At 42.5% G+C, this 23736-nt stretch carries 15 protein-coding genes; 1 reads left to right on the plus strand and 14 read right to left on the minus strand.

The features are described 5' to 3' along the window. Positions 1 to 21: 21 nt before the first annotated feature. The 3 genes from G358_RS0124050 to G358_RS0124060 form a co-directional block, all read right to left on the minus strand. Positions 22 to 1779 carry a methyl-accepting chemotaxis protein gene (locus G358_RS0124050; RefSeq protein ID WP_019639819.1) on the minus strand — a complete coding sequence of 586 codons (1758 nt, stop codon included), beginning with the start codon at positions 1777 to 1779 and terminating at the stop codon, positions 22 to 24. 1459 nt (positions 1780 to 3238) lie between these two features. Next, the gene (locus G358_RS0124055) at positions 3239 to 5506 is read right to left on the minus strand and encodes an ATP-binding cassette domain-containing protein (RefSeq protein WP_019639820.1); all 2268 of its coding nucleotides are present in this window, start codon (positions 5504 to 5506) and stop codon (positions 3239 to 3241) included. A gap of 40 nt (positions 5507 to 5546) precedes the next feature. Next, entirely contained in the window at positions 5547 to 6548 is a 1002-nt protein-coding gene (locus tag G358_RS0124060; protein ID WP_026342444.1) for a tRNA dihydrouridine synthase, read from the minus strand. Between the two features lie 282 nt (positions 6549 to 6830). On the opposite strand from G358_RS0124060, the gene nhaC reads away from it, so the two are divergent. Beyond that, positions 6831 to 8207 (plus strand): Na+/H+ antiporter NhaC, encoded by a 1377-nt coding sequence (nhaC, locus tag G358_RS0124065; RefSeq protein WP_019639822.1) that lies wholly within the window; start codon positions 6831 to 6833, stop codon positions 8205 to 8207. A gap of 97 nt (positions 8208 to 8304) precedes the next feature. Here the strand turns inward: nhaC and G358_RS0124070 are convergent, their stop codons facing one another. The 11 genes from G358_RS0124070 to G358_RS0124120 form a co-directional block, all read right to left on the minus strand. Continuing rightward, positions 8305 to 9102 carry a sensor domain-containing protein gene (locus G358_RS0124070; protein ID WP_019639823.1) on the minus strand — a complete coding sequence of 266 codons (798 nt, stop codon included), beginning with the start codon at positions 9100 to 9102 and terminating at the stop codon, positions 8305 to 8307. A 134-nt stretch (positions 9103 to 9236) separates the two neighbouring features. Next, complete coding sequence (locus tag G358_RS0124075) at positions 9237 to 9833, minus strand: chloramphenicol phosphotransferase CPT family protein (protein WP_019639824.1); 597 nt, start codon at positions 9831 to 9833, stop codon at positions 9237 to 9239. A 275-nt stretch (positions 9834 to 10108) separates the two neighbouring features. After that, on the minus strand, positions 10109 to 10891 hold the full coding sequence (locus G358_RS30795) for a DUF695 domain-containing protein (RefSeq protein WP_019639825.1): 783 nt from the start codon (positions 10889 to 10891) through the stop codon (positions 10109 to 10111). Positions 10892 to 11196: 305 nt separating this feature from the next. Next, positions 11197 to 11964 carry a class B sortase gene (srtB, locus tag G358_RS0124085; RefSeq protein ID WP_019639826.1) on the minus strand — a complete coding sequence of 256 codons (768 nt, stop codon included), beginning with the start codon at positions 11962 to 11964 and terminating at the stop codon, positions 11197 to 11199. 22 nt (positions 11965 to 11986) lie between these two features. Next, a complete protein-coding gene (locus G358_RS30800; protein ID WP_019639827.1) occupies positions 11987 to 18415 on the minus strand; it encodes a DUF7601 domain-containing protein in 6429 nt (2142 codons plus the stop codon). 718 nt (positions 18416 to 19133) lie between these two features. After that, positions 19134 to 19646 carry a nucleoside deaminase gene (locus tag G358_RS0124095; RefSeq protein WP_019639828.1) on the minus strand — a complete coding sequence of 171 codons (513 nt, stop codon included), beginning with the start codon at positions 19644 to 19646 and terminating at the stop codon, positions 19134 to 19136. A gap of 112 nt (positions 19647 to 19758) precedes the next feature. Continuing rightward, positions 19759 to 20778 (minus strand): phosphotransferase enzyme family protein, encoded by a 1020-nt coding sequence (locus G358_RS0124100; RefSeq protein ID WP_019639829.1) that lies wholly within the window; start codon positions 20776 to 20778, stop codon positions 19759 to 19761. Positions 20779 to 20937: 159 nt separating this feature from the next. After that, positions 20938 to 21204: a CD3324 family protein gene (locus G358_RS0124105; RefSeq protein ID WP_019639830.1), complete on the minus strand. Its 267-nt coding sequence runs from the start codon at positions 21202 to 21204 to the stop codon at positions 20938 to 20940. Between the two features lie 665 nt (positions 21205 to 21869). Then, positions 21870 to 22523 carry a lysozyme inhibitor LprI family protein gene (locus G358_RS0124110; RefSeq protein WP_019639831.1) on the minus strand — a complete coding sequence of 218 codons (654 nt, stop codon included), beginning with the start codon at positions 22521 to 22523 and terminating at the stop codon, positions 21870 to 21872. 152 nt (positions 22524 to 22675) lie between these two features. Further along, positions 22676 to 22957: a hypothetical protein gene (locus G358_RS31425; RefSeq protein WP_019639832.1), complete on the minus strand. Its 282-nt coding sequence runs from the start codon at positions 22955 to 22957 to the stop codon at positions 22676 to 22678. Between the two features lie 319 nt (positions 22958 to 23276). Beyond that, positions 23277 to 23660, minus strand: a complete 384-nt coding sequence (locus G358_RS0124120; protein ID WP_019639833.1) for a hypothetical protein — start codon at positions 23658 to 23660, stop codon at positions 23277 to 23279. Positions 23661 to 23736: the final 76 nt, after the last annotated feature.

Consider the following 23736-nt stretch of genomic DNA (forward strand, 5'->3'; position numbering starts at 1 on the left):
TAGGGAGTATGTCAATTTCTTCTACATCTTCATCTGCTTAATCAAGTCGCTCAACTCTTCCGATAATTTCGCTAACATCTCTGCACTTCCGGAAATTCCGTGCATGGAAGAACTTTGCTGTTGAGCGCTGGAAGCACTTTGTTCAATTCCTGCCGCCGCTTGTTCAGAAGTAGCTGCAATGTTTTCTCCTGCTTTACTGACTTGATCACTATTTTGGGCTATGTCAGCTAAATTCGTTGCAATATTCTCAATCCCATCACGCATCTCTGACATAGCATGGTTGATAGAATCAAAATGCTCTCGACTAGTTTGGATTTGTTGATTACCTTTTTCCACTGTTTCATATCCAGCTTCCAAGGAATAGGTTACCACTTCGGTTTCTCTTTGAACAGTATCGATGATATCGGTTATTTCTGTCACAGAATTCCCCACTTGCTCTGCTAATTTCCGAACTTCAGCGGCGACGACTGCGAAGCCTCTTCCATTCTCTCCTGCACGGGCAGCCTCGATCGCCGCATTGAGGGCGAGCAAGTTGGTTTGTTCCGCAATGTCTTGAATGACATCGATCAATTTCGAAATTTCCTGTGATTTTTCGTTCAATCCTTTGACTTTTTTAACGGAGTCGGTGACTAAGCTTGTAATTTCATTCATCTGCTTAACGGAAGCACCCATTTGTTTTTTGCCTTCATTGGACAGCTCATAAACATTTTTCGAGACTTCTTTTAAGGCTTCTCCATCTTGGTTTGACTGAGAAATTTTCTTATTTAACTCTTCTATTAATGTAGAAATCAAAACTGCAGAGCTAGCTTGTTCTTCTGCACCAGCAGTTAATTCTTGCATCGTAGATGCAATTTGCTCAGCTCCTGCACTTACTTCATTGGCAGATTGGGTCACTTCTTCGCTTTGACTGTTTAATTCTTCGGATGTATTCGCTATACTTTTGATCATGCTTCTTAAATCCGCTTGCATTTGATTCATGGATTGAGCCAGTTGTCCCACTTCATCGTTGGTCTTTATATCCAATTTTTCAGTGGTTAAATCCCCTGTGGAGATTTTTTGAGCGTGAGTGGTTAATTTTCGAAGGGGATTAATCATGCGGCTTGTAAATACATAAACCAGAATAAAACCAGCGATCAATGCGATCCCGATGGTAATAAAAAGGTTGGTAAGAACCTGATTGGCTCCTTTATTGAAATCCATCATATAAGTGCCAGCAGAAATTATCCACCTCCAATGTGGATCCATTTCGGAGTATGTAATTTTGGGGGCTAACCTGTTAGGATCATTGGGAAGATAAAAAGTAAAGGTTGTATACCCTCCACCATTCATTCCTTTTTCTATAATATCCTTCTCAAAATAAAAGCCAGTTTCATCCTGTGCATCCAACATCGTTTTTCCTTCATTAGTAGGGTGAGCTAATTTCAAACCATTCTCATCCGTCACAAAGAAATACCCATGTTCCCCCATCGTAATATTCATATCAATGGGGCGCTTCCCACTTCCGTCTATTTCCCCCAGCATATAGACTTTTACACGTTCTTGAGCTTCTTCCAATGTGATGCTTCCTGCTTCTACTTGCTCGTTTAACATTTCAATCATTCCAAGGATCATTCGAACATCATTTTGAAGTTGAACTTTGCCTTCCTGATTTAAGGCATTCTTAGCAGTATTGTAATTTGTAAAACCGATAATGATACTTGGGAGCATCAATAATAATATTGCTATCATCAAAAATTTCGTTTTAATTGAAAGATTGTTGATTTTTAATTTACTGAACAAGTTAAGCACTCCTTAGTTGTTTTTTTGTAAAATGATTACACCCGTCAAATTACGAACCTGTTCCACCATTGACTCTCACCGGAGTTAACTGTTTTCTCCTTGATCGGACAATTGAATGAAAAATATTTATCGAGTTGAAATAGGGCATAACTCGTGCATGAACAAGAGTGAAAGGATAAATGATTAAAAATAGACTTCTCTGCCCTTTGATAGAGAACTTCGGGTAAATATCTTTCCCAATCACCTCTTTTCTTTTGTTTTTTCTAAATAGAATAGAACCACGTTTGAGAAAGTTGACTCTATTATTAAAGATCCACCTTCATTGGCAACCCAGCTCGGCCTTAACCATTGCCGCAAAGACTCGCTGTTTTGAGTACTAACTCTCAGTAAGTTTGTTGTTCCAGAAGAGCTATATAGGTATAACGCACTAGTTCTAATCTCATAAATTCCAGTTTAATATAACACGAACAGGTACAATGATCTACTATTTCGACGACATTTTCCGACAAATTATTTATGTAACCATTTAATTTGGAATTCGCTATGTAGTTATGGCTCATTGCAATCGGGGCGGTTCGTTAGGATACCGTATGGAACCGGGGAATAACGCTTCCTTACCCACATGTGTTTCCATTAAATAAATAATCTAAAAATCAGGGCGAAGCCCCCGAGCGAAGCCCCACTGGAACAAATAACCCACCCCGAAGGGGTGGGAGTAAAATGGGATTTATTATTTTTGGCCTCTGCAACCATTCATTTTATTTTTCAACGAAATAATCTCCATCAAGTATCCTCCTGTAGCTAACAATCCACCTATAAGCGTAAATAGCAACCGGATTAATTCATTTGGCTCGATTCCAGGATAATTGATAACGTTACTTGATCGAGCTGCAGAATCATCGATTGGTTGCAAGCTCCGAGAATATGAGTGCAGCACCTGAATCAATGACGCCACCCATGTTCCGAACGGCTCAATACCCCTCAGCTACGCAAAAAGGCTCCATGCATTAAGCACAAGAGCCACATTCCAGCACAACAACTGCTTCAATACTCTAACACAAAACCGACGAAAAAAAGCGAGTATGATGAGTATGTTGAGTATGTTGCCTCGAGGATGCCTCGAAAATGTATTCGATATTTCGAATAGAATAAGCCGAATTACGGGTAAACGGTCGAATATATATGAATTTTCATATATATTTACAGATTTTCTCTTCCCGAGCGAATTTATATATGAATATTCGAATAGAATGGGCAGAGCAATAGGCGACTTCCTACTGTTCAATCCCTTTACAGCCGATATTGCTAATGCTTTTCTATAGACTAAAGCCCAGTATTTAAAGGTTCTAACAACATTCTGTATCATTCTTTATCAGCAGTGCACCGACTCCACCATTTACCCCAAATGCATCTTCAGTAATAGGATTTCCAGCATACTCTGTGCATAAGACCTTGATAACTAATTGGAGGTCAACTTTAACCATTTCGCTGTCGATGTTTCTGCATACAGCATCTCTCCTGGTCTGCCCTCGAATACAATATATCCTCCTTGTTTCCCTCCTCCTGGCCCCAGTTCGATGACCCAGTCGCTCGCCGCTATAAAATCTAGATTATGTTCAATAATGATCACGGAATTGCCTCTGTTTACAAGCGTTTGAAATACGTCTAGGAGCTTGCCATTATCTTTCGTATGCAGTCCTAAGGATGGCTCGTCCAGCAGGTAGATCTGGCCTTCTTTTTGCAAGTGGCTGGCCAGTTTCAGACGTTGGATTTCTCCTCCGCTTAGCGAGCTTGTCGTCTGGCCTAAGGTTAGATACCCTAATCCTACGTCTTTTAGCGTGTTCACTCTTTTGATGATCTTTGGCATTTGAAAATAGGTCATCGCCTCATCGATCGTTAAACCTAAAATTTCTACAATATTTTTATCTTGATACTGGTATGACAACGCCTCGTCTGAATATCTCGTACCGGCACATGCTTCACAAGGGATCGTCACCGGATCTGCAAATGCAACGTCTGGCGTCATCACTCCTTTTCCTTCGCAGACAGGACATGCTCCTAAGGAATTAAAGCTGAACAAACCTGCTGGTTGTCCTGTTTCCTTCGAAAAAATGGAGCGAATGTCATCCATGATTCCCATATAGGTAGCTAGTGTCGAACGACTAGAAATTCCTATACTCCCTTGCCCTACCATGATTGTCTCTGGATAACTTTCCGCGAATGCTTCCAGCATTAGGGAGCTTTTACCTGATCCAGATACGCCGCATATAGCGACCAGGACATTTTTAGGAATGTTTACGCTTATATTTTTTAAGTTATTGTGACTTGCATTTTTTATTATGAAATGACCTTTTATATCTCTTGGATTTTTGTTTATGTTGAGGCTGTAGTTTAGGATGGTTGCAGCGGGAGAGTTGTGTAGTCCTTCCAATTTTCCTTGATAGACCACTTCTCCTCCATGTACTCCTGCTCCTGGCCCCATCTCAATGATTTCATCCGCTGCTTTAATGACGGACAGATCATGCTCAATGACGATGACAGTATTATGTTGTTCTTTAATACTTTGCAGCATCTGTATTAACATGTCCACTTCTTCTGGATGAAGTCCTGCACTGGGTTCGTCGAAAATATATGTGATATTGTTCAGACTGCTCCCTAAATGACGAGCGATTTTTACTCTTTGCGCCTCGCCGCCGGACAAAGTGCCCATTTTTCTGGAAAGGCTTAAATAACCTAGTCCCATGTCCACGAGTTGTTGGATCAGTGGAATCGCTTGGAGTGCGATTGATGCTCCCATAGGGCCCTTGATGTTCTTTAGTTCCTCGAGTATTTCTGTCAGCTCTAATTGATCGTAGTCCGCTATATTCAAATCGTTTATTTTACATTCCAGCACCTTGGGGTTCAGGCCTGAACCTTGACAGGTTGGGCACAGTGCATGTGTGGACACAGCCAAGACGTCATCTTGGGATACTTCTTTGAGCTTAGTGACATCTCTATTGATGTAGAGCCGCGTAAATCTGGGCAGTAACCCGTCCCACTCATGGGGTTGAGGCCCGTTTTTCGTGTGGAACGGCGCAAAGACTTTTTCACCTTCCGGGGGTCCATACAGCAGCAGGCGACGTTCTTCTTCGGAGTAGTCCTTAATGGGTTTTTCCGGATTGAATAATCCGCCGGTCATCATCCATCTGCCTTGCCAACCAGACGGTGATAATGGCTTAAATTTCACGGCATAATCTCGAAGCGACTTATCGTAATCGATCATCTTATTTAAGTCGGGTGTAATGACCTCCCCGAATCCACCACATTGCGGACATCTGCCAAAGGAGCTCTGACTCGAAAAATCACTAGCAGAACCTATGGCTGGCTCTCCTATTCTGGAGAACAAAAGTCTAATCAATGGATGGATATCCATAAAGGTGCCGACGGTTGAGCGGGAATTGCCCCCTATAGGCCTTTGTTCCACAACGACAACCGGGCTTAAGTTTTGCATCAGATCGGCTTGAGGTCTTTCATATCTTGGCATTTGATTTCTGACATAGAGAGGATAGTTCAAGGTCATTTGTCTTCTGCTTTCCGTTGCTAATGTATCAAATACAACCGAACTCTTGCCTGAGCCTGAAAGACCCGTAAATACGACGATTTTTTCTTTGGGTATGTTTAAATCTATATTTTTGAGATTATTTTCTTTAAGTCCTCTTAAAATGATCTCATCTTTTGCTTCTGACATTTTACCATCCCTTCTATGCCGTATATTTTCAGCAATTGTCCTACTGATCAGAATTCACTTCCACATTCTTTTCAAAGTTATCGAGCAGTGCCCGCACTTCATCCGTTGACTTGGTGCTCATCATTCGATGCCTTAATTCACTAGCTCCGCGGAAGCCTTTGACATAAACTTTGAAGAAGCGCTGAAGCCCTGACATGGCACGTGGCAGCTCTTCGATATATTGATCATGAAGATCCAGATGCAGCTTTAGAAGGTCCAGGTATTCTTTCGGGCTATGCTCTTTGGGTTCTTTTTCAAAAGCAAACGGATTGCTGAATATTCCCCGCCCAATCATAATGCCATCTACACCGTATTGCTCCGCAAGCTTTAGCCCTGTTTCTCGGTCAGGAATATCTCCGTTAATGGTTAGAAGCGTGTTTGGCGCAATTTCATCACGTTTTGCTTTAATTTCCGGAATCAACTCCCAATGCGCATCCACTTGGCTCATTTCCTTTCTTGTTCGCAAATGAATAGAAAGGTTTGCAATATCCTGTTTTAATACATGCGTAAGCCACCCCTGCCACTCGTCGATCTCCACGTATCCAAGTCTTGTTTTTACACTTACAGGCAGTCCTCCCGCTTTGGCGGCTTGGATAATTTCTGCTGCCACATCAGGGCGAAGAATAAGGCCGCTCCCCTTCCCTCTCGATGCCACATTAGGAACAGGGCAGCCCATATTGATATCTATCCCTTTAAATCCGAGCTCTGCCATCCCGATACTCATTTCACGGAAATATTCGGGCTTATCTCCCCAAATATGAGCAACCATAGGCTGTTCATCTTCTGTAAACATCAAACGTCCACGCACACTTTTGTGCCCATCCGGGTGACAATAACTCTCCGTGTTGGCGAACTCTGTAAAAAACACATCAGGTCTGCCCGCTTTGCTCACCACATGACGAAACACTACATCGGTCACATCTTCCATTGGAGCAAGCACAAAAAAGGGCCGTGGCAGATCCCTCCAAAAATTATTCATCAAATCAAACTCAAATCCTTTCATTATATAGAAACGATATCAAACTCTCGTCCATTATTCTTAAGTCAACTATTCCACATCTTTAACACTTATAACATGCCTCGACACTTATGATCAACCAGAAGTGGTCAGGGATACATTATGGAATGTATTTTTTAATATTGACTCGATCTCAACTTATCGTTTATAGTACCTACGTGCTTCAATGCGAAAAAGCCCAAAAGCATAAAAGTAAAATAGCGATAGAGGGGCGGATGGGGACACATATCTTCAACCGCTAGCCTCATGTATAAGGAGTTCCAGCACATGGACCGACAGCTTAGTTTTTTACAAAGTATGATTCTTATCGTTTTCATTCTTGCATTTCTGTTTGTTTCGATCTTTATATTCAAGGCAGAGCCTCATATCCCGCTTCTGGGCGCAACGATCGGCACTGCCGCCATATTATTCTTATACGGATTTTCTTGGAAGAAGCTTGAATCCTCTATCATTCAAGGCATACAATCCGCGATTATGCCGATCTTGATTCTTTCGCTTATTGGAATATTAATTGCTGTTTGGATGATGAGCGGAACCGTCCCGACCATACTGTATTATGGACTGGATTATATTGAACCGCATTATTTTGCAGTGAGCGCGTTATATGTCACCATCATTGTATCGATGTTCACCGGCAGCTCGTTCACCACAGTCAGCACGGTCGGTGTCGCCTTGATGGGAATTGCCATGACAACGGGAATTTCAATTCCTCTGGCAGCGGGGGCAATTGTCTCAGGTGCCTGCTTTGGGGATAAAATGTCTCCGCTGTCCGATACGACGAATTTTGCGCCTGCAGTGGCCGGCATCTCTTTATTTACACATATACGTAATATGATGTATACAACGGTGCCCGCGTTAATTATCACAACGATATTATTTCTTCTGATCCCGACAAACGGGTCTATTGATTTGAGCTCTATTCAGTCTATCAAGGAGTCATTGCAAAATGGGTTTCATCTTCACTGGTTAACGCTGCTGTCACCCCTTGCGGTCATTGCATGTTCCGCAAAGCGTATACCGATCCTTCCCACATTAATAGTAGGCATTGTTACTGGACTATTGATAACAGCCTTTGTTCAACAGCAAACCTCGCCAGGCAGCTGGTTCAGTGTGATGCAGGGCGGTTACAACAGTACCATCGCGAATGAGACTGTAGCTGAGATCGTGAACCGAGGCGGCCTGCAATCGATGATGTGGTCGGTGTCCCTGATCCTGATTGCTTTATCATTAGGCGGATTGCTGCAGCACTGTGGAGTTATCGAAGCCTTGTTCCGTAAATGGATTGAGCCGCTAAAACGGCGCAGCAGCATTGTTCTTATGACGGGCGCATCATCGATCGCCGTTAACGCTATGACAGGGGAGCAGTATTTATCTATTCTGCTGCCGGGCCAAATGTTTAAGGATGAGTATACCCGTAGACAAATTCCGGCCAAAACCCTGTCACGAACCTTGGAGGATTGCGGAACACTCGTCAACCCTCTGATTCCATGGGGCGTCAGCGGAGCCTTTTTCGCTGCGACCCTTGGAGTTCCGGTTCTTGAATATGCCCCATTCGCTGCATTCCTGTGGTTAAGTCCGATATTCACTTTCGGCTTTGCCTTGATTCCGCAATTACAGCGGAACTCGCTGGGAACAAGTAAGTGATACCCCCATAAAAAGAAAGAGGGTGCTTAATCACAAGCCCCTCTTTCTTTTTACTATTTAATTGTCCTTCTGCAGGTATTCACTCCCAATGCCTGATTTAAAGCTCTCTATAGACTGGCTGCATGAACTCTTGAGCGGGTTGATCCACCGGGGGTTCATAATATGGCGACTGAACTGAAGCTTGGGTTTGATCTTGCAATGGCATTGTCGGCTGTGCTCTTTGATAAGGCTCATCTACAAACATGATTCTGCGCTGAACTTGCATGAGTCCATTCACGACGCGAAGCGCGATCCAAAAAAGTACAACTCCTACGCCTACGTAAAACAAATATTGCTGATTATAGGTCCAATCGATATGAAAATAACTAAACAAACTATGTTCCAAAATATCCAGCTGCATTTCATTCATCAAAATAATATGCACGACGGGAAGGGCAATCAACCCAAGTCCTAGTGAAATCGCAGTTACCATAATAACAAAGAATACGATGCCTGTTACAAATCTCATGATTACCAGCAGCAGATTTTGAATAAATAGCCCACCGTCAAAACCTCTCACCATTCGCATAAACCAGTTCTGCCCAGCATCAGACTGTGGATTGTAGGTATACGAAGCAGGAGCAATCGGCAAACCTAAAATTTGTCTAATCATGCTTTGTTCAAATTTCACAATCCCATCCAAAAGCTTAGCTACTCCAAAAAACAAGGGTATTCCGATAAATATGGGAGTTAAAGCAATTGAAAGAGCGAGCCCCGTTATCGCTACTGTAAAATAGATAATTCCTAGCGGGAGAGATAGCAATAAATAGAGGATCGTTGCATAGGTTTTTGGATTAAAAAGCACCCAATTCACTTTACCTGTCGGCGTTTTCGCATTCACTTCAGTTGCCTTCATATCAAACACTTCCTTTGATTCATAAGTTCACGTTCTAAGTTATGAATCCTATTATAACCGCCTTATTCGGATGTCATAACCGTCTTAGGGAGTGTCTGAACCCCGCCTTTAGGCTAGGATCTATGATACACCTTCTATGAAACACTAACATTTCTTTTACTTAAGTTCTCAAATACGGAATAATCCTTATTGGACTTAATAAAATTTAATATCTTTTCGGCACATTCTGTTGGATTCAACTCTTCCGTATTTACCTCAAGGTCATATTCATTAAAGCTATATACTTTTTCAAACTGGGAACTTGCTAGTCCAATCCGTCGATCTCCCCTTATTTGTTCTCTTCTAATGAGTTCTTCTTTCGAGCATATGACACCTACAAACAATGTAGGATGATCAAAAAATATATCAAGACACTCATTAAACCGCTTGTCATTGTCGATTACGGTATCTACTATTACATTCAAACCCATTTCTGAAAACAATTTAATTGTCGAATAGTACATTGAGTTTATGGGATCAAAAATGATTTGTGCGACAACTTGATCATCAACTTCTCTTGTAGGTTTAATATCTGGAAATTTATTATCAATAAATTCATTGAAATTATGAAAAAAATCATCTATTGATAAATGATGAAAAAAAACCTCTTTCTGATTGATCATTTCCATAGAAATACTAGTCTTTCCTGAGCTTGAAGTTCCGTTCATCAATACAATGATTCCTTGCTTCAAACGAATCACCCTCACCTATAAGATTGCGTATTTTCAGATAACGTTATAATCACAAAATTTATAAAATTATCCAACCTCAGAAGTATTCGAGAAACGATTGCAATATCCTGCCAATTAATTTAACGGAAAAATCAACACTAAATGTTAGCAAAACTTAACTCAAAAAAGCCTGTGGAGAATTAGACCACAGGCTTTCACTATTTCATTAGTTAATCTCTATTTTTCGTCAGTATCCCGAATTAAGTCCGCTCCAGACTAATAGTGAGCAGCACTGGTTACTCCTGCAACTTGAAAATCCTTTTCAATCTCTTTTGAAAACTATCCTTTTCTTTTATTACTTTAGTTTCCCAACCATCATACTCTCCACCATATTCTTGTGCGGTAGATACTAAATAATCGGTTACTTCGCTGATCGCGTGAAAGTGGACAAGGTCTTTTCTGCTAATTATTAACGAAAACTTATCATCCTTATCAACCTGATTTTCAATTTGAAATCCGTTTCTTTGAACGATCTCTTTGAAACGATTACGTGACTCTGCATTCGCGAAGTAGATCCAATGATTCACCTCTCTTGCTTTTTTCAGAGTATCACCATGGCCGCTTAGGTTTTCAATTACCTGTCTATTCATCATACGTTGCCGGTTGGATTTATTCGGAAATAGAAACTCATAATAGAAATCCCTTGGCTTCTGTTCTTCAATACGGTTTATGCTGTACTCATAAGTTTCAAGAAATTGTACTGCAAGCCTCTTTAATTTTTCGACATCTGTAGTTTCCGTATAGTAAAAAAAATCCCTTCTGCCATCGGTGGTTACCCTTCCAACAAACAAATAGTTACTATCTATGGAATCATTTATTGAATCCTCAATTGCATACAAAGCTTCAGCTTCTTTATTGGTAGTAACTCCATCTTCATTCGGGTCTTTTAGTGTAACGCTTAACTTGTACAAATAGACATACTGTTCGTTTTCACCATTTTTCCAGGGCTCCAAATCCAATAAGAATGAAGCTGGTTTATTATCTATGACAGAAAAATAAGTATTCCAATTGTCCGACATCTCTGTACACCTTCTTTTTTTCATATTCGTGATGATCTATTTCGACAAATTCCCACCATTTCCCTGCAATTAACTGCCCGTCAATTAGTACTGATGCTGTTATGTATTCCCCAATTCCCTTTGTCTACCTTGTATCAGTCCTTACTAAATAGTCCTCATCGTCAATAACCGGCATGGAGAGTCGGGCCCACCTGCGGAACAGTGAGATCCAGCTCTATCGTGAAAAAGTTAAACATATTCAAAAAAATCACGTCCTCCAAGGGAGAACGCGATATGAAGCAGTTTGACTCCGTATTTCAACATCGTTATGTACGCTTTCGGGCGACCACCGCTAACCGGCCTTCTTCGGTAGAGTATTCACACGTAGACAGAACAATAAGCTTGTCGCCATACCGGGCTGTCACGCCCGTGTCGTAAAGAGCAAGTTTTTTGATGTTCTGTATATACGAGTCAAACTCGGCGGATGTTCCTACTTTCTCAATCTCGTAGTATTTAAAAACGTCGTCCGTTTTAAGATAAACCTTTGAGAGAATAACGGCAACAATTTCATATTCTTCCTTCTCATACAGTGTACTGAACCGAATCGTAGCATGATCTTTATAATAGCTTTCTTTCTTGTACTTCATCAAATCTGCAAACATCACGCCGTTTTTCATGTGATGTCCGTGAATCAACAAAATGTCTGAACCGTTTATCTGATTGTGTTCATCCAAAAATGGGAGTCCGTTTTTGTTTTTCTTTTTATTGAAATCGTGATTGAGATAGTATTGGGCATCCTGTTGGTTCTGCATAACCGGGTAATCAATTCGAGTGCCGTCAATCTTCAGCCAACCGACGATGTCCGAGTTTCTATTGTAAAGCTCTTGAAATTCGGGGAGCATGACCGGCTCATCCTTTTTCGTTATAAAAGGTGAGGGTGTTGCAGCACCCTCGCCATTTCCCCAAATTTCTATCAGTTCCTTCATTTGCCGATGTTCCTCATAATCACGTAGGAGAATTCTCGCCACATTGACGAGAGAAAAAACCAGCAGAATAGTGGAAAAGGCGATAAGAATTTTTTTAATATTGCTCATTTTCTTACCGCCTTTCCTGTTACTAAATTTGTTTTTTCTTCTTGGTGCCAAGCAAACAGAACCCGATTACAATCAAGGACATTAGAGCCAAAGCCATATAGAAGATTGGCGATATGCTGTTATCTCCTGTTTTCGGAACATTATCCAGCTCGTCGTTACCGTTGTCGGTTCCGTTGTTACCGTCGTCGGTTCCGCTGTTACCGTTGCCAGTTCCGCTGTTACCGTTGCTGGTTTCGTTGTTACCATTGTCGGTTCCACTGTTACCGTTGCCGGTTTCGTTGTTACCATTGTCGGTTCCGCTGTTACCGTTGCCGGTTTCGTTGTTACCATTGTCGGTTCCGCTGTTACCGTTGCCGGTTTCGTTGTTACCATTGTCGGTTCCGCTGTTACCGTTGCCGGTTTCGTTGTTACCATTGTCGGTTCCGCTGTTACCGTTGCCGGTTTCGTTGTTACCATTGTCGGTTCCGCTGTTACCGTTGCCAGTTTCGTTGTTGCCATTGGTTCCGCTGTTACCGTTGCCGGAGTTGCCGCCGGAGCTGCCTCCAGAATTACCGCCGGAGCCGCCACCGGAACGGATTGGCTTCATTGGCACGTCGTATCTTACAATGTCAAAATCGACAGAAATCGTATCGCTCCTGTGCGTCTCGTAGCCGTCCTTCGTTACGATCAGATAGTAATCCGCTTCAGGAAACACCATGTACGCGTAGAAGCCATTTGCGTCGCTATCCTGCTCTGGGCTCTCGTTATCGTGTGGCGGAAAATTCGGAACCGGAGGAAGCGTTACTTTCGTATCCGGAATGCGGCCGTTATCTCTATTCCGCTGTGTATCCGCATAATACAGTGTAACTTTGGCTCCGTCAATTTTCTTGCCAGTGATGGCATCTCCTGTCGTTTCATCATAAACCGTACCGTAAGGGTCAACCAATTCCTCGGAAATATTCAGCTCTCCGTTAGCTTTCACGTCCAGCTGCGTCACTTTGAAGAGCAGTTCCTCGCCGGTCTCAGCTTTATAGCGAACTTCCATGGTGTACTTCTGCTCGCTTAGTCCTTCCACGGAGAAGGTACCGTTCGAAGCCATCGGAAACGGCTTGGGATGGCCGTTCTCCTTAATATAATTGCCGTCTTTGTCCTTCAAATAGATGTACATATTGCTGGTAAACGAACCGTTGAATAGCTCTGTTGTTCCATCCAGCTGCTTGAACATAACGATCCCTACCGCCGTAATGTCCGCCGGAACGGTCTCGTCCGTCACGCTGCTGTCCACATTGGCCTTCTGAGTGAACTCGACTGGGACAACCTTCCCGCCTACCTGATACAGCTTCGTATACGTGATCGTATAATCGGTATCCGCCTGGGCAGGGATCGAATATTCACCCTTCTCGCTCGTCCAAATTGTCTGCTGTTCGTTCGTCTTCTTGTTCGTCACGATAATTTTCGCATTCGGAATGACTTCGCCTGTGTTATTGTCACGCAGCACGCCTTCCAGATACGGACGGGTATTGACAAAGTGTGCTTCGGCCACTTGTTTCTCCGGAATTGCGCCTGTGCGAACGAGACTTTTAGGATCCGTTATATAGCCGTCCTGCGTATAATCATCCTGGGTCACCGTATACTGGAGATACGTCGGAAGTCCTTGCACAACGAGCGTCTGGCCATCTGTAAGCTCGAAGGTGTCTCCGCTCTTGATCGTGCCCTTGCTGCCGTCCGACTTCTCATAGGAGTAGGATTTGTTCGCTCCCTCGCCTGTGAAGGTAACCGTATACTTGAACAGCTTTCTCTTGTCTTCGTCTTTGCCTTTAACCGTGTTGCTGATGAGCAGGCCGCCCTCCAAGACTCGCACGTTCGTGAATGAGGCCTCTTCATCTTTGCCCTCCATGATTCCGGTATAATACCGATCCTCAGGAATGGTCGCGTATTCGTCGGCTGTGTAGTCCTTTTGAGTCACTGTGTATTTCAGATCCTTAGGCAGACCCACAATTTCCAGTGTCTCTCCATGCTTGAGTATGAAGGTACCGCCGGACTTGATCGTACCTTGGTCGCCATCCGACTTCTCGTAAGAGTAGCTTCCATCCTTTCCTGCATCCTCAAAGATGACGGTGTACTCGAACGCCTTCGTCTTGTCGCCGCCGTTGCCCATGACCGTGTTGCTGATCGTCAGCTTGTTGACGGTCCGTTCATTGGCGAAATCCGCTTCGCGATCAGCGCGCGCCATGACTCCCTCATCAGACAATTCCACAGGGATGGTCGCGTAGCCATCGTTCTTGTAACCTTCCTGGATGATCGTATACTTCAAATTCTCTGGAAGATCCTTAATTTTAAAGGTCTCACCATGCTTGAGCTCGAAAGAAGCGCCGGATTTGACCGTACCCTTCGTGCCATCGGAATGCTCATAATTGTAGGTTTGACCCTTGCCTGTACCGTCAAAGGTCACCGTGTACTTAAACGGCTTGTCCGGTTCTGCGCCGTCCCCCGTGACGGTATTGCTGACGATCAGATCATTAACGTATCGCTCGTTGACGAAATCCGCCTTGTGGTCGCCTTTATTCACGATTGTGCCAGAGTATTGCTTATTCCCCGGGGCAGTCGTGTAACCATCGGCGGTATAATCCGTCTGGGCTACCGTATAGACCATACCCGCAGGCAAAGCCGGCAGCACAACAGATTCCCCATGCTTGAGGAGGATCTTGCCTCCGCTATTGATCTTGCCGATGCCGGTTGTACCGTCAGACACCTTATAGGTATAGGTGTATTCTCCGTCCTCGCCCTCACCTTCGAAAGTAACGGTGTATTCGAAATCCTTGTCCGGATCGCTACCGTTGCCCACCACAGTGTTGCTGATCGTCAGCTTGCCTTGGGCAGGGGTAGGGACAACGAGCGGATCCTGACTGGTTACTTTTACGCCGTCCACCCAGATCGGCTTGCCGGGCGTATTTCCTACATACACCTGATAAATTCTTGTAGTCGGTAACCATGTCGTTGTGTCAATATAGGTTTCCTTCAACTCATAATACCCTGGTTCCGGGAATAGCAGATTAAGCTTGCCATCATTCCCGGTTTTTCCTTTGGCGACTTGTGCTCCGCCGTCTTTCTTATACAGCGTAAATTCTACGTCCTTCAGCGGATCACCATCGGGATTTACCTTTTTCAGGGGCAGCAGGGCATTGGAGTCAGACGCGCCGGCTACGTCTGAACTGTCCAGCGTGCTTTCGCTTCTGGCAGTGACAGATTTCAGCTTATCATCGCCAATCAGCTTTACCTCGTTGCCCATTTTGTCTCCGGCTTTCGCTTTAGATGGGTCAACCTCTGTTTGGTATACAAACTGGTAAAACTTATTAGGGTCGTCCATTTTGAATTTTAGAACTGTGGTGCCTCCCGCACCTGGTGCAGCTTCTACCTGAACTTCAGCATTCGGGTCGCTTAGGTCAAGTGCTGCACCCTCTCGTTCCAGAGCACCGCTAGCAGTTATTTTAGCGGGATAAACTGCCATACTAGGCGCTGTCAGCACAAGCTTTCCGTCTACATCATAGCGCAGATTCATACCTGCACCCAGGGTATCCTGCAAATAAACATCCTGCTTCATGTTGAATGGCGGGGTATAGTTCACTGTCCATTCAAGCACCCCTGGAACTGGCTTAGTTACCGACTTGCCCAGGGTCTGAATAGGTACAATAACTTTGCGCTGCTCGGTGACGACCTTTTCCGCACCGCCCCAGGTCATATGCAGGTCGGCTTTGTTATACAGTACCTGCCTGTCTGTGCCGTTTGTAGTATATTCCTCTAAATATTTTTCCAGAGCTGCATTGGAAGGTCTTGCCTTCACTAGAATGACATAAGGGCCTTCCAGCTCAGAGAAGGTGAAGGTGCCTACGTTGCCGCTATGGGAGAAATTTACTACATGAGCATTAGTGCCTGGTTCAATAATCGTTCTGGCGTCGTTTCTGACGCCATATTCGGTACCACTACCATTATCCGAATAGCCTTTCCAAAGCTCAAAATCTTTGCCCTCAGAAAACGGCACAAATTCCCAGCCCTCTGGCAAGGTATCTACCAGCTTCACATTGGTGATAACCCGATTTCCGCCGTCTCTCGCCATTTCGACCGTGTTGTAGCCCGGCATATTGACGCCTAGACGGAAGGTGACGGTCTTGGTTGTACGGTCATAGGCCGAAATCGTCCAGGCTTCATTGCTATCGTTTCTAATGTAGCTGCCGACGTTATTCGGGGTAACATTCTCAAGTGTACCATCTGCTTTCAATGGCTTCGAAGCAAAGAGCATATCCTTATTCAGCATACGCAGGTGAAGGTTTGTACTGTTTTGGGCTTCTTTTATGGTTTCGCCGTCAAAGAGCAAAGCCCGATTCCAGCTTGTTTTCCCTGCGTTAATATCCTGCTTGAAGAGGACATTCAGGTTGGTTTCAAGTGCACGGAAACTGAAGGATGTAGCTTTGTCGGTGTTGTATCCGGTCACCTTGATCAAATCCGCCACCACTTCACCGTTCACGGTTAAAGGAATAGCCTTCATGTTCAAACCCGCTGCATTGGTCACGCCCTTCAAGGTTCCATCCTGATACTTCTTCCAAAGCTGCGAAGTATTAACTTTTGCTTTGATTTTCGCAATCGTTTCCGCGCTCACCTCGCTGGTTTCATCCACAGCGTTGTCCAAGACATTTAAATCTCCGCCATGGATCAGCACATCGTATACCGCGGCATTTGGCAGGGCATACTGTGGTGTTAGATTGACAGTCCAGGTGATGCTGCCTAGGTTATAATCCGCCATCGAAATAGAGCCTGCTTTTGTGAACGTGTGCGCCCCAACGATGATTCTCGCCTCGTCGGTTACCGCATTGGGTCTGGTACCGGTTTTAACATCATTGTTCTGTAAGGCGTTTCCGTTCGCGTCCTTGGTCTCCAAATCCCAGTTGGCGCGTGGTTCATTGGTGAAGTCGGATCCGCTTATAATTTTGGACTTAATCACCAGTTGAAGGCGCCCATTAATATCCCCGAAGGAGTATACGCCGTTTTCATCCGGATCAATCGGTTCTGGACCAGATGTAAAACCGTCCTCCCATGTCTGATATGTCGCTGACATGAACTCGAGGCCTGTGGGCAGCACATCTGTGATGGTAAAGTTTTTTAGTCCCTTCTTGTTGTACTTACTATTGACATCGGTGGTCCATGTGATGATCTGATTCTCGTGGTCCAGCGAGCCTGCGGTCTGAATCCAGTCTGGAGCAAAGGAAATCTCTTGACCTGCACTCACTAAAACAGTATCATCGCTTTGTTTTAATCTCACTATACCGTTCATGTCCCGATAGCTACGACCAAGATTCCCCGGTGGATTCTTGTACTCGTAATAGTAACCTTCCTTTGGAATCCACGTCTTAAACTCAACCTTCGGATCTATACCGGTGCCCGGCGGAAAGATGTAGCTCAGCTTGCCGTCGACGTCGATATCCGGCACTACCGCAATCTCGTTCACCTTGAAGGAACCAGGCATATAGATACCGCGGACATTACCATTGCTAGTATTATAAGATGCAGGGTCCGTAAAAAACTTCATCCCGTCGAGCGGCAGCTTGATTGCTGTATCAAACTTATCGAAAGCAGATACGGTTGATTGCCAAGTAATCGCACCCTCAACAAATTGCTCGTGTTGAATTCCGCGATAGCTATACTGATCCCACCTGACCATTCCCGGCGAAGCCAGTGTGATGCTGTATGCGGGCGTGACATCTGGGTTTTTCAGCTGGTAAGCTCCCCCGAAAATAGAGATAGGCTTTGACTCGCCATACACTAAGCCTGTTACATCCGAATTAGCGGTAGTTTCAAAGCCAAAAGTAACCGCTCGTCCAATACCATTGAAAAACCAATCGTCGCCATTAAACACAATCTTGATGCTATTCGGGGTGAAATAGGCAATGCCAAGCTGTTTCGCACCAAATTCAGTTGTTGCCATCAAGGTTTTGGTTGCTGTTGGCAACACCACTTCCTTGAAGTAGTCATCCCTTTTTAGTTCGATCCAGTCGCCCTTCTGAATGTATAAGTCTGGATCCGCATTAGTCGGATCAGCGTCATCACCATTCACTGGCAGCTTAAGTCCTTCCGACTTGAGCGTGAATGGCTGTCTACCCTCTATGATGCCGCCGGGAGCAACCGTTTGGTTACTCTGCACCACCTCCAGCGGAAAAGGGTCGTTTACTCCCATGAGAATCGCCGTTTTGTCCGCTGGACCTGCCGTTAAGGCCATCGGGACGGCGGCCTGCACATCGTACACAGCCTCAGTTACCGACGGTTCGGCCGCTTCAGGCGAGCCGTCTTCACTGACTGTTACTGACCCAGAATCGCCTAGCATGCTCTCCGCAAACACAGGAGCAGAGAACATTTGTAAAATAAGCATAATCGCTAGGCAGAATGACAGCACAGATTTGCTTGCACTCCGTTTTCGTTTCATTCCTAGATTCTCCTCCATTCCCGAGTTCTATCGACAGCAAGATCATCTGCCCAATATAGTGCACAAACGAATAGACATATGCTATGCTTGACTCAGGCGGCCCTTAAGTTCTTCGAAATCTTGCGGAGTTCCTAGATGACCGACCGAGCAATCTCCGTGTATGTGCGGGCGGTGATCAATGCTTAGTAACTATACTCCCCCTCTCCGTCTACTATCTTCGCCAATCTTATACTGTAAAGAACAGAATACGCTAAGTTTATACATAGCGTATCCGGGAATTCTAATACAACGATCTATACAAAAACTATACAACCATATATTACCTTTTCCTCAAGCCTAATCTTTTTTTGTTGGGTATGGTTTGACATCGATGATATTGTGGAAGGAAAATCTGCCTCTTTCTATCCTTTAAGTCAAAACCTTCAATCTGCCAAAGGCCTTGTTCATGATAAAGGTGCAAGAGATAGGTGGATAAGACTCTATTTATTACATTTTCTTCTTTGATGATAATGCAATAAATAGCTATCCAAAAAAGGATTTGGATAAGTTTTTCCAATATAGGGTGGGGTAGGTCAGGAAGATTAAGTAGCAACGCAGAATATATTCGAGAAAACGATTGAACTATCCTGCCAGTTAGCTTAGCGGAAAAAAACCCACCATTTGCTGGTGGGTATATGCTTATTGAACTATCGTTCCCCGTTAGCTGAGTAAAAATAATTCATGAAAGTTCTTTATGCCACTCTGTATCGACATAGCCTCTACTTGTGTAAAAATCAGCAATCATACTCCTTTGCTTTAACTCAAGTTCAGGATATGGTGTAGCTAAATATGAGATTGTATCAAAGTATTCACTGAAATGAGGTCCTTCTTTAAACTTCCTGGCAGCTCCAAATGTATTATCATTTGCTGCCCATACAACTTTTTTTATGCCCGACAATAAGATGGTACAGGTACACATTGGGCATGGTTCACATGTGGAGTAAATCGTATAATCGTTATTAATAAACTGTTTTGTACTAAGGTCTATTAATCGATCCGAGGCAGCTCGCAGTAAATTAACTTCAGCATGGCCCGTTGTGTCACAACTTGAAAAAACCCTATTTCGCTCACGGGCAATAATCAATCCAGTCGTATTATCGACTAAAACGGCCCCAATTGGAAATGTCCCTTCTTGTTTTGCTAACTCTGCTTCTTCAAAAGCAACTAACAAATACTTATAGATATCATCCATGTTCTAACCACTGCCCCTGTCTTATCTTATTTTTCAGATACAAGACTTACTTCTTCATCTGATTCAAAATATCCTTTTCTTACCACGCCAAACTGCCCGTTATCGGTGAGTGTTAATCCATATTTACAGGCTCGATCACTTCAAATAAAAATGGATTACCGTTTAAATATTCTCTTATGTATGCTTGGGCATATTTTTGTTCATCGATTAAACTGGCTGTTTCTCTCGGATCAGAGGCGTGATGGCAGTAGTTCTCAATCATGAACATGACGAAAAAGCATTCAAGATCCTGAATATAGTCCGTTTCCAACTTCCTAATATTCTCATAACCTTGGATAAGCATCCATCGATGCTTCGGCCAAAGCTCCAATATGGTGCCTGCCATATCGTAGAGATAATATCCGTACCCACATCTTCCAAAATCAATCGGATAGGGTTGATTATCCTTAAAAACCATATTACCGGTATGTAAATCAGCATGAATGAGCCCATAGTTATGTTCACTTGGATGCATAGTGGTAAGTTGGGATACAACCTTCTCAGCAGCATCTTGATATAGCTTCCATCCCTCTTTGGATAAAAAATGTTCATAATAACGTTCCAACTTAGCCATGTCACGTTTAAAACTTTCTACTCCCCAAGTAGGTCTTACAAAATCAGAAGGTGAATTGAAATCATTTGCTGCTGCATGGAGCCTGCCTATTAATACACCCATATTATATGCTTGACTATCCGTAAATTCACCTGTTGCATGTTCACCCTCTATCCACCGCATCATCGTAACATAAGGGCGCCTATATCCTATTTCGGTATCGATGTCCAATACATAATTACCATCACAACTTGCCATCCCTTCTGGTACATTTAGATCTTTCGATTTGTTCAGTTCTTGTAACAGTAGGAGTTCCGAACGAATTTCCTCTCTGGTCAAACGGTCCGAATGAATGCGAAGCAAATAATTGTTATCTGTACTGGTTTCAATTTTATACGTGATCGTATCGGATAATTGAATAAATTGGATGCTATCCCATTCTAAGTCATACCGTTGAATTGCTGATAAAGCGACTTTCCTTGCTCTGACTAATAACGCCCGCCGTTCTTCATCAGTATCAAATCTAAAAAAATCATACATTTGTTATCCCCCTGCAGTTTTTATTAAGTAAAATCAACTACTTCTTTTATATGTTATTGTAACGCTAGTAATAGCTTAAAAATATGTAGTAAACAATTTAAACTATGCATTACACAAAAAAGTCACATTAGAATTTCTTCCAATGCGACTTTTGTTTAACTATTTTTTTGAATAAACGATCTTTTTAATAGTATCGCTGGAAAGGCAAAATCGATCTGAAAGTTGATCGATAGTGTCACCACCGAAAAATCTCTGCCGAATTTCATCGTTTCTAAGATTCAAAACTTCCCTGCTGCCTGAATTTTCTCCCCATTTTTTGCGTAAACCTTTTGATTTAGGGACATAAACCAATCCACCATTTATATACTTTTGTATTTCATTCAGTAATTCTTCTGGAAAGATGATGTCGGCATTTACATATTTCATGATAACCCCGCTCCTTAAAATAGATAAATTTTAAGGTGGCAAAGTCTACACTTTAACAATTATCACTATCCGGATTTAAGCGGTTATTTATATTATTAGCTCTATACAAACAACCGCCGTTGTTCATAGAATAGACTTTGCATAGAGCATATCTCGAACCTTGTCATAGTGTCTCTCCTTCCTAAATAACTTTCAAACTAAAATATATTTTCATCGGAATAGAATGCTGTCTCAATAGTAACATATTACTCCAATTGGGCTAAGTCAACACTATACAATCCATTCGTTTGAGCTAAACTGTCACACCTCATCTATTCCTTACGAACCATCAATATTAGACACTCCACTTTACTCTAATAAGCATTTCGTGATAGTTATGGATAACCTCCCGCTTATGTGCGGAATATTTTGTGTACGTTGCACAATTTAACTTTTCATCACAAGATTACATGTTGAATTAGCTAGGGATTGCGGAAATTCCAATCCAACGAAAACGCCCAGCCCTAGATTACTCTTATCTTAGGCTGGGCCGTTTGTTGTCTGAGCTTCTTCCTAGATTATACATCTGACAACCAAGGGGTGGTATTCCGGAGCGTGAATACAGTGTTATGCGCCGTTACTGTCTTCGAAGCATCAACTAAAAACCTTTGATCATGATTCCAACTCTATTTTTTAATTTGGTATAAAAACTCAACTTCACCATCTAGCAAATATCGATATTCAAATAATTGCATTGTTCTTTCCCTAATTCTCTCCCGTATAACCGTGCCTAGGCTTACCGATCCTTGTGATCCAAGGTAACCATTATTAATGAATGTCTTCTCTACAAATTTTGTTTCCCTTAAGTGATACTGTAACCATTCTTTCTGCGATTCAATTAGTGCTTCTCTTGGTTCTCTATCCAACTTAGAGAGAAGCTTTTTATATATTTGATTCAACTCTTTATCCCAAATCTCTGTATATTTGCTTTCCAAAGCCCCCCATCCCAATGTTGTAATAATCTCTTTGGAATTTTGAAATTCATTAAATTCCACTTCATAATCATGATCTATAGGATTTCGAAGCATTTCATCATAAAATTCTCCAGTCAAATCATAGTTCCCAATGTTCATGGATAACACTTCACTGTTAGAAGGATCTGATCGACCTTCAGTTATTTCTTTTGATTCTGTTCCATTACCTGTACTCACTACATCAGGAGGCAGTTCAGAATTCATTATTGATTTAGTTTCGCTGTTCAAAGTAGTCGATTGACTAATATTTTGACAAGATGAAAACATTATCGTAATAAATAATAATAAGAGTATCTTACCTTTCATAAATTATCTCCTTAAATATTATCTTTAATATTTACCGGTAATGGCGCATAACGTTCTTGCATTAACGAACCCGGCTTAAGTGAGAGCATTGATCGGGTCGCCGCTCCCCTAATGATAAAGCCTATTTTAATCTCTTATAAAGATAGAAATAATTAGGGCACGAACGTAGTGAGTGACCTGTGTACCTTGACCGCAGCGGAGGGAATGGGCACCCATCTAGCAAATTTAACATACCCATATAATTTCCTTGTCTCATTATCCAATTGATAAAATTGAATATATCCAATTTCAACATTTTCAAATTCTACAATACACCCGATTACACCGTTTTTACGCTGATAAAATTTCTTATTTACCTTTTCTAAATCAAAGGAATTGTCTCTTCCTTCATAGTATTCAAGAACTAAAGGGTCAGAAAGCCATTTAGCTAACATATGATTATCCTTCTATTCTAATTTACGAACTAATAACTTACCATTTTGTAATAATATTTTTATCTCTCCTAGTAAAATGAATTTTAATAATAAATTCGTTATTTTAAATAGAAATTCCTTTAATTACCCATTTTATAAATCTATTTGAAAATATAAGTAAAAACAGATATTTCTTTAGATGGTGGGGTATATTCTCGGTTATTGAACTATCGTACCCGTTAGTTCAATGTAGTCACGATGATTTTACAGAAAACACAATTCATTCAGTTTGACCTTCATGGAAATGCTTTTTCAGATAACGCACCTCCCATTCAGCCGATTAACCAATGGCTACGATAATACTCGTAATGAGCATTAGCAAAGATACAGGTGCCCATATTCTTCTTTCCCAAACGCTTCTTGTAATTAAGTTCAGAACTGTAGCAATCACCGAGAAAGCAACAACAAACCAGATAGCAGCTTTTGTGATCGAAGACCAACCAGGAAATATGAGACCTGACTTAATTAGTACTATTGAGCCAATGATTGATAGAATAATAACCTGAATTAATGAGGCTATACGCATCGTTGTTGGAAACTTTCCAGGAAACCTCCCGCCCATTGCAAAACGTCCCCAAGGCATTCCTGCCGCTAATAATATTTGGAAAATTATTGTAATTGAGATCAAAGCAGAGAATACTGTTGCTGATATCGTTACAAACATATCCACACCCTCTTTGTTTTAGTCCGCATGGATTTCAATGATCAACCATGCTATTATTTTCCACTACTTATGTATA

The organism is Paenibacillus fonticola DSM 21315 (assembly GCF_000381905.1).
GTDB classification, from domain to species: Bacteria; Bacillota; Bacilli; order Paenibacillales; family Paenibacillaceae; genus Fontibacillus; species Fontibacillus fonticola.

Excerpts from the sequence above, each read along its gene's own strand:
- G358_RS0124070 (WP_019639823.1), bottom strand. The coding sequence starts at position 9,102 with ATGAAGGCAACTGAAGTGAATGCGAAAACGCCGACAGGTAAAGTGAAT.
- G358_RS0124100 (WP_019639829.1), bottom strand. The coding sequence starts at position 20,778 with ATGTATGATTTTTTTAGATTTGATACTGATGAAGAACGGCGGGCGTTA.
- G358_RS0124110 (WP_019639831.1), bottom strand. The coding sequence starts at position 22,523 with ATGAAAGGTAAGATACTCTTATTATTATTTATTACGATAATGTTTTCA.
- G358_RS0124120 (WP_019639833.1), bottom strand. The coding sequence starts at position 23,660 with ATGTTTGTAACGATATCAGCAACAGTATTCTCTGCTTTGATCTCAATT.
- G358_RS0124105 (WP_019639830.1), bottom strand. The coding sequence starts at position 21,204 with ATGAAATATGTAAATGCCGACATCATCTTTCCAGAAGAATTACTGAAT.
- G358_RS0124095 (WP_019639828.1), bottom strand. The coding sequence starts at position 19,646 with ATGGATGATATCTATAAGTATTTGTTAGTTGCTTTTGAAGAAGCAGAG.
- srtB (WP_019639826.1), bottom strand. The coding sequence starts at position 11,964 with ATGAGCAATATTAAAAAAATTCTTATCGCCTTTTCCACTATTCTGCTG.
- nhaC (WP_019639822.1), top strand. The coding sequence starts at position 6,831 with ATGGACCGACAGCTTAGTTTTTTACAAAGTATGATTCTTATCGTTTTC.
- G358_RS31425 (WP_019639832.1), bottom strand. The coding sequence starts at position 22,957 with ATGTTAGCTAAATGGCTTTCTGACCCTTTAGTTCTTGAATACTATGAA.
- G358_RS0124060 (WP_026342444.1), bottom strand. The coding sequence starts at position 6,548 with ATGAAAGGATTTGAGTTTGATTTGATGAATAATTTTTGGAGGGATCTG.
- G358_RS30795 (WP_019639825.1), bottom strand. The coding sequence starts at position 10,891 with ATGTCGGACAATTGGAATACTTATTTTTCTGTCATAGATAATAAACCA.
- G358_RS30800 (WP_019639827.1), bottom strand. The coding sequence starts at position 18,415 with ATGAAACGAAAACGGAGTGCAAGCAAATCTGTGCTGTCATTCTGCCTA.
- G358_RS0124055 (WP_019639820.1), bottom strand. The coding sequence starts at position 5,506 with ATGTCAGAAGCAAAAGATGAGATCATTTTAAGAGGACTTAAAGAAAAT.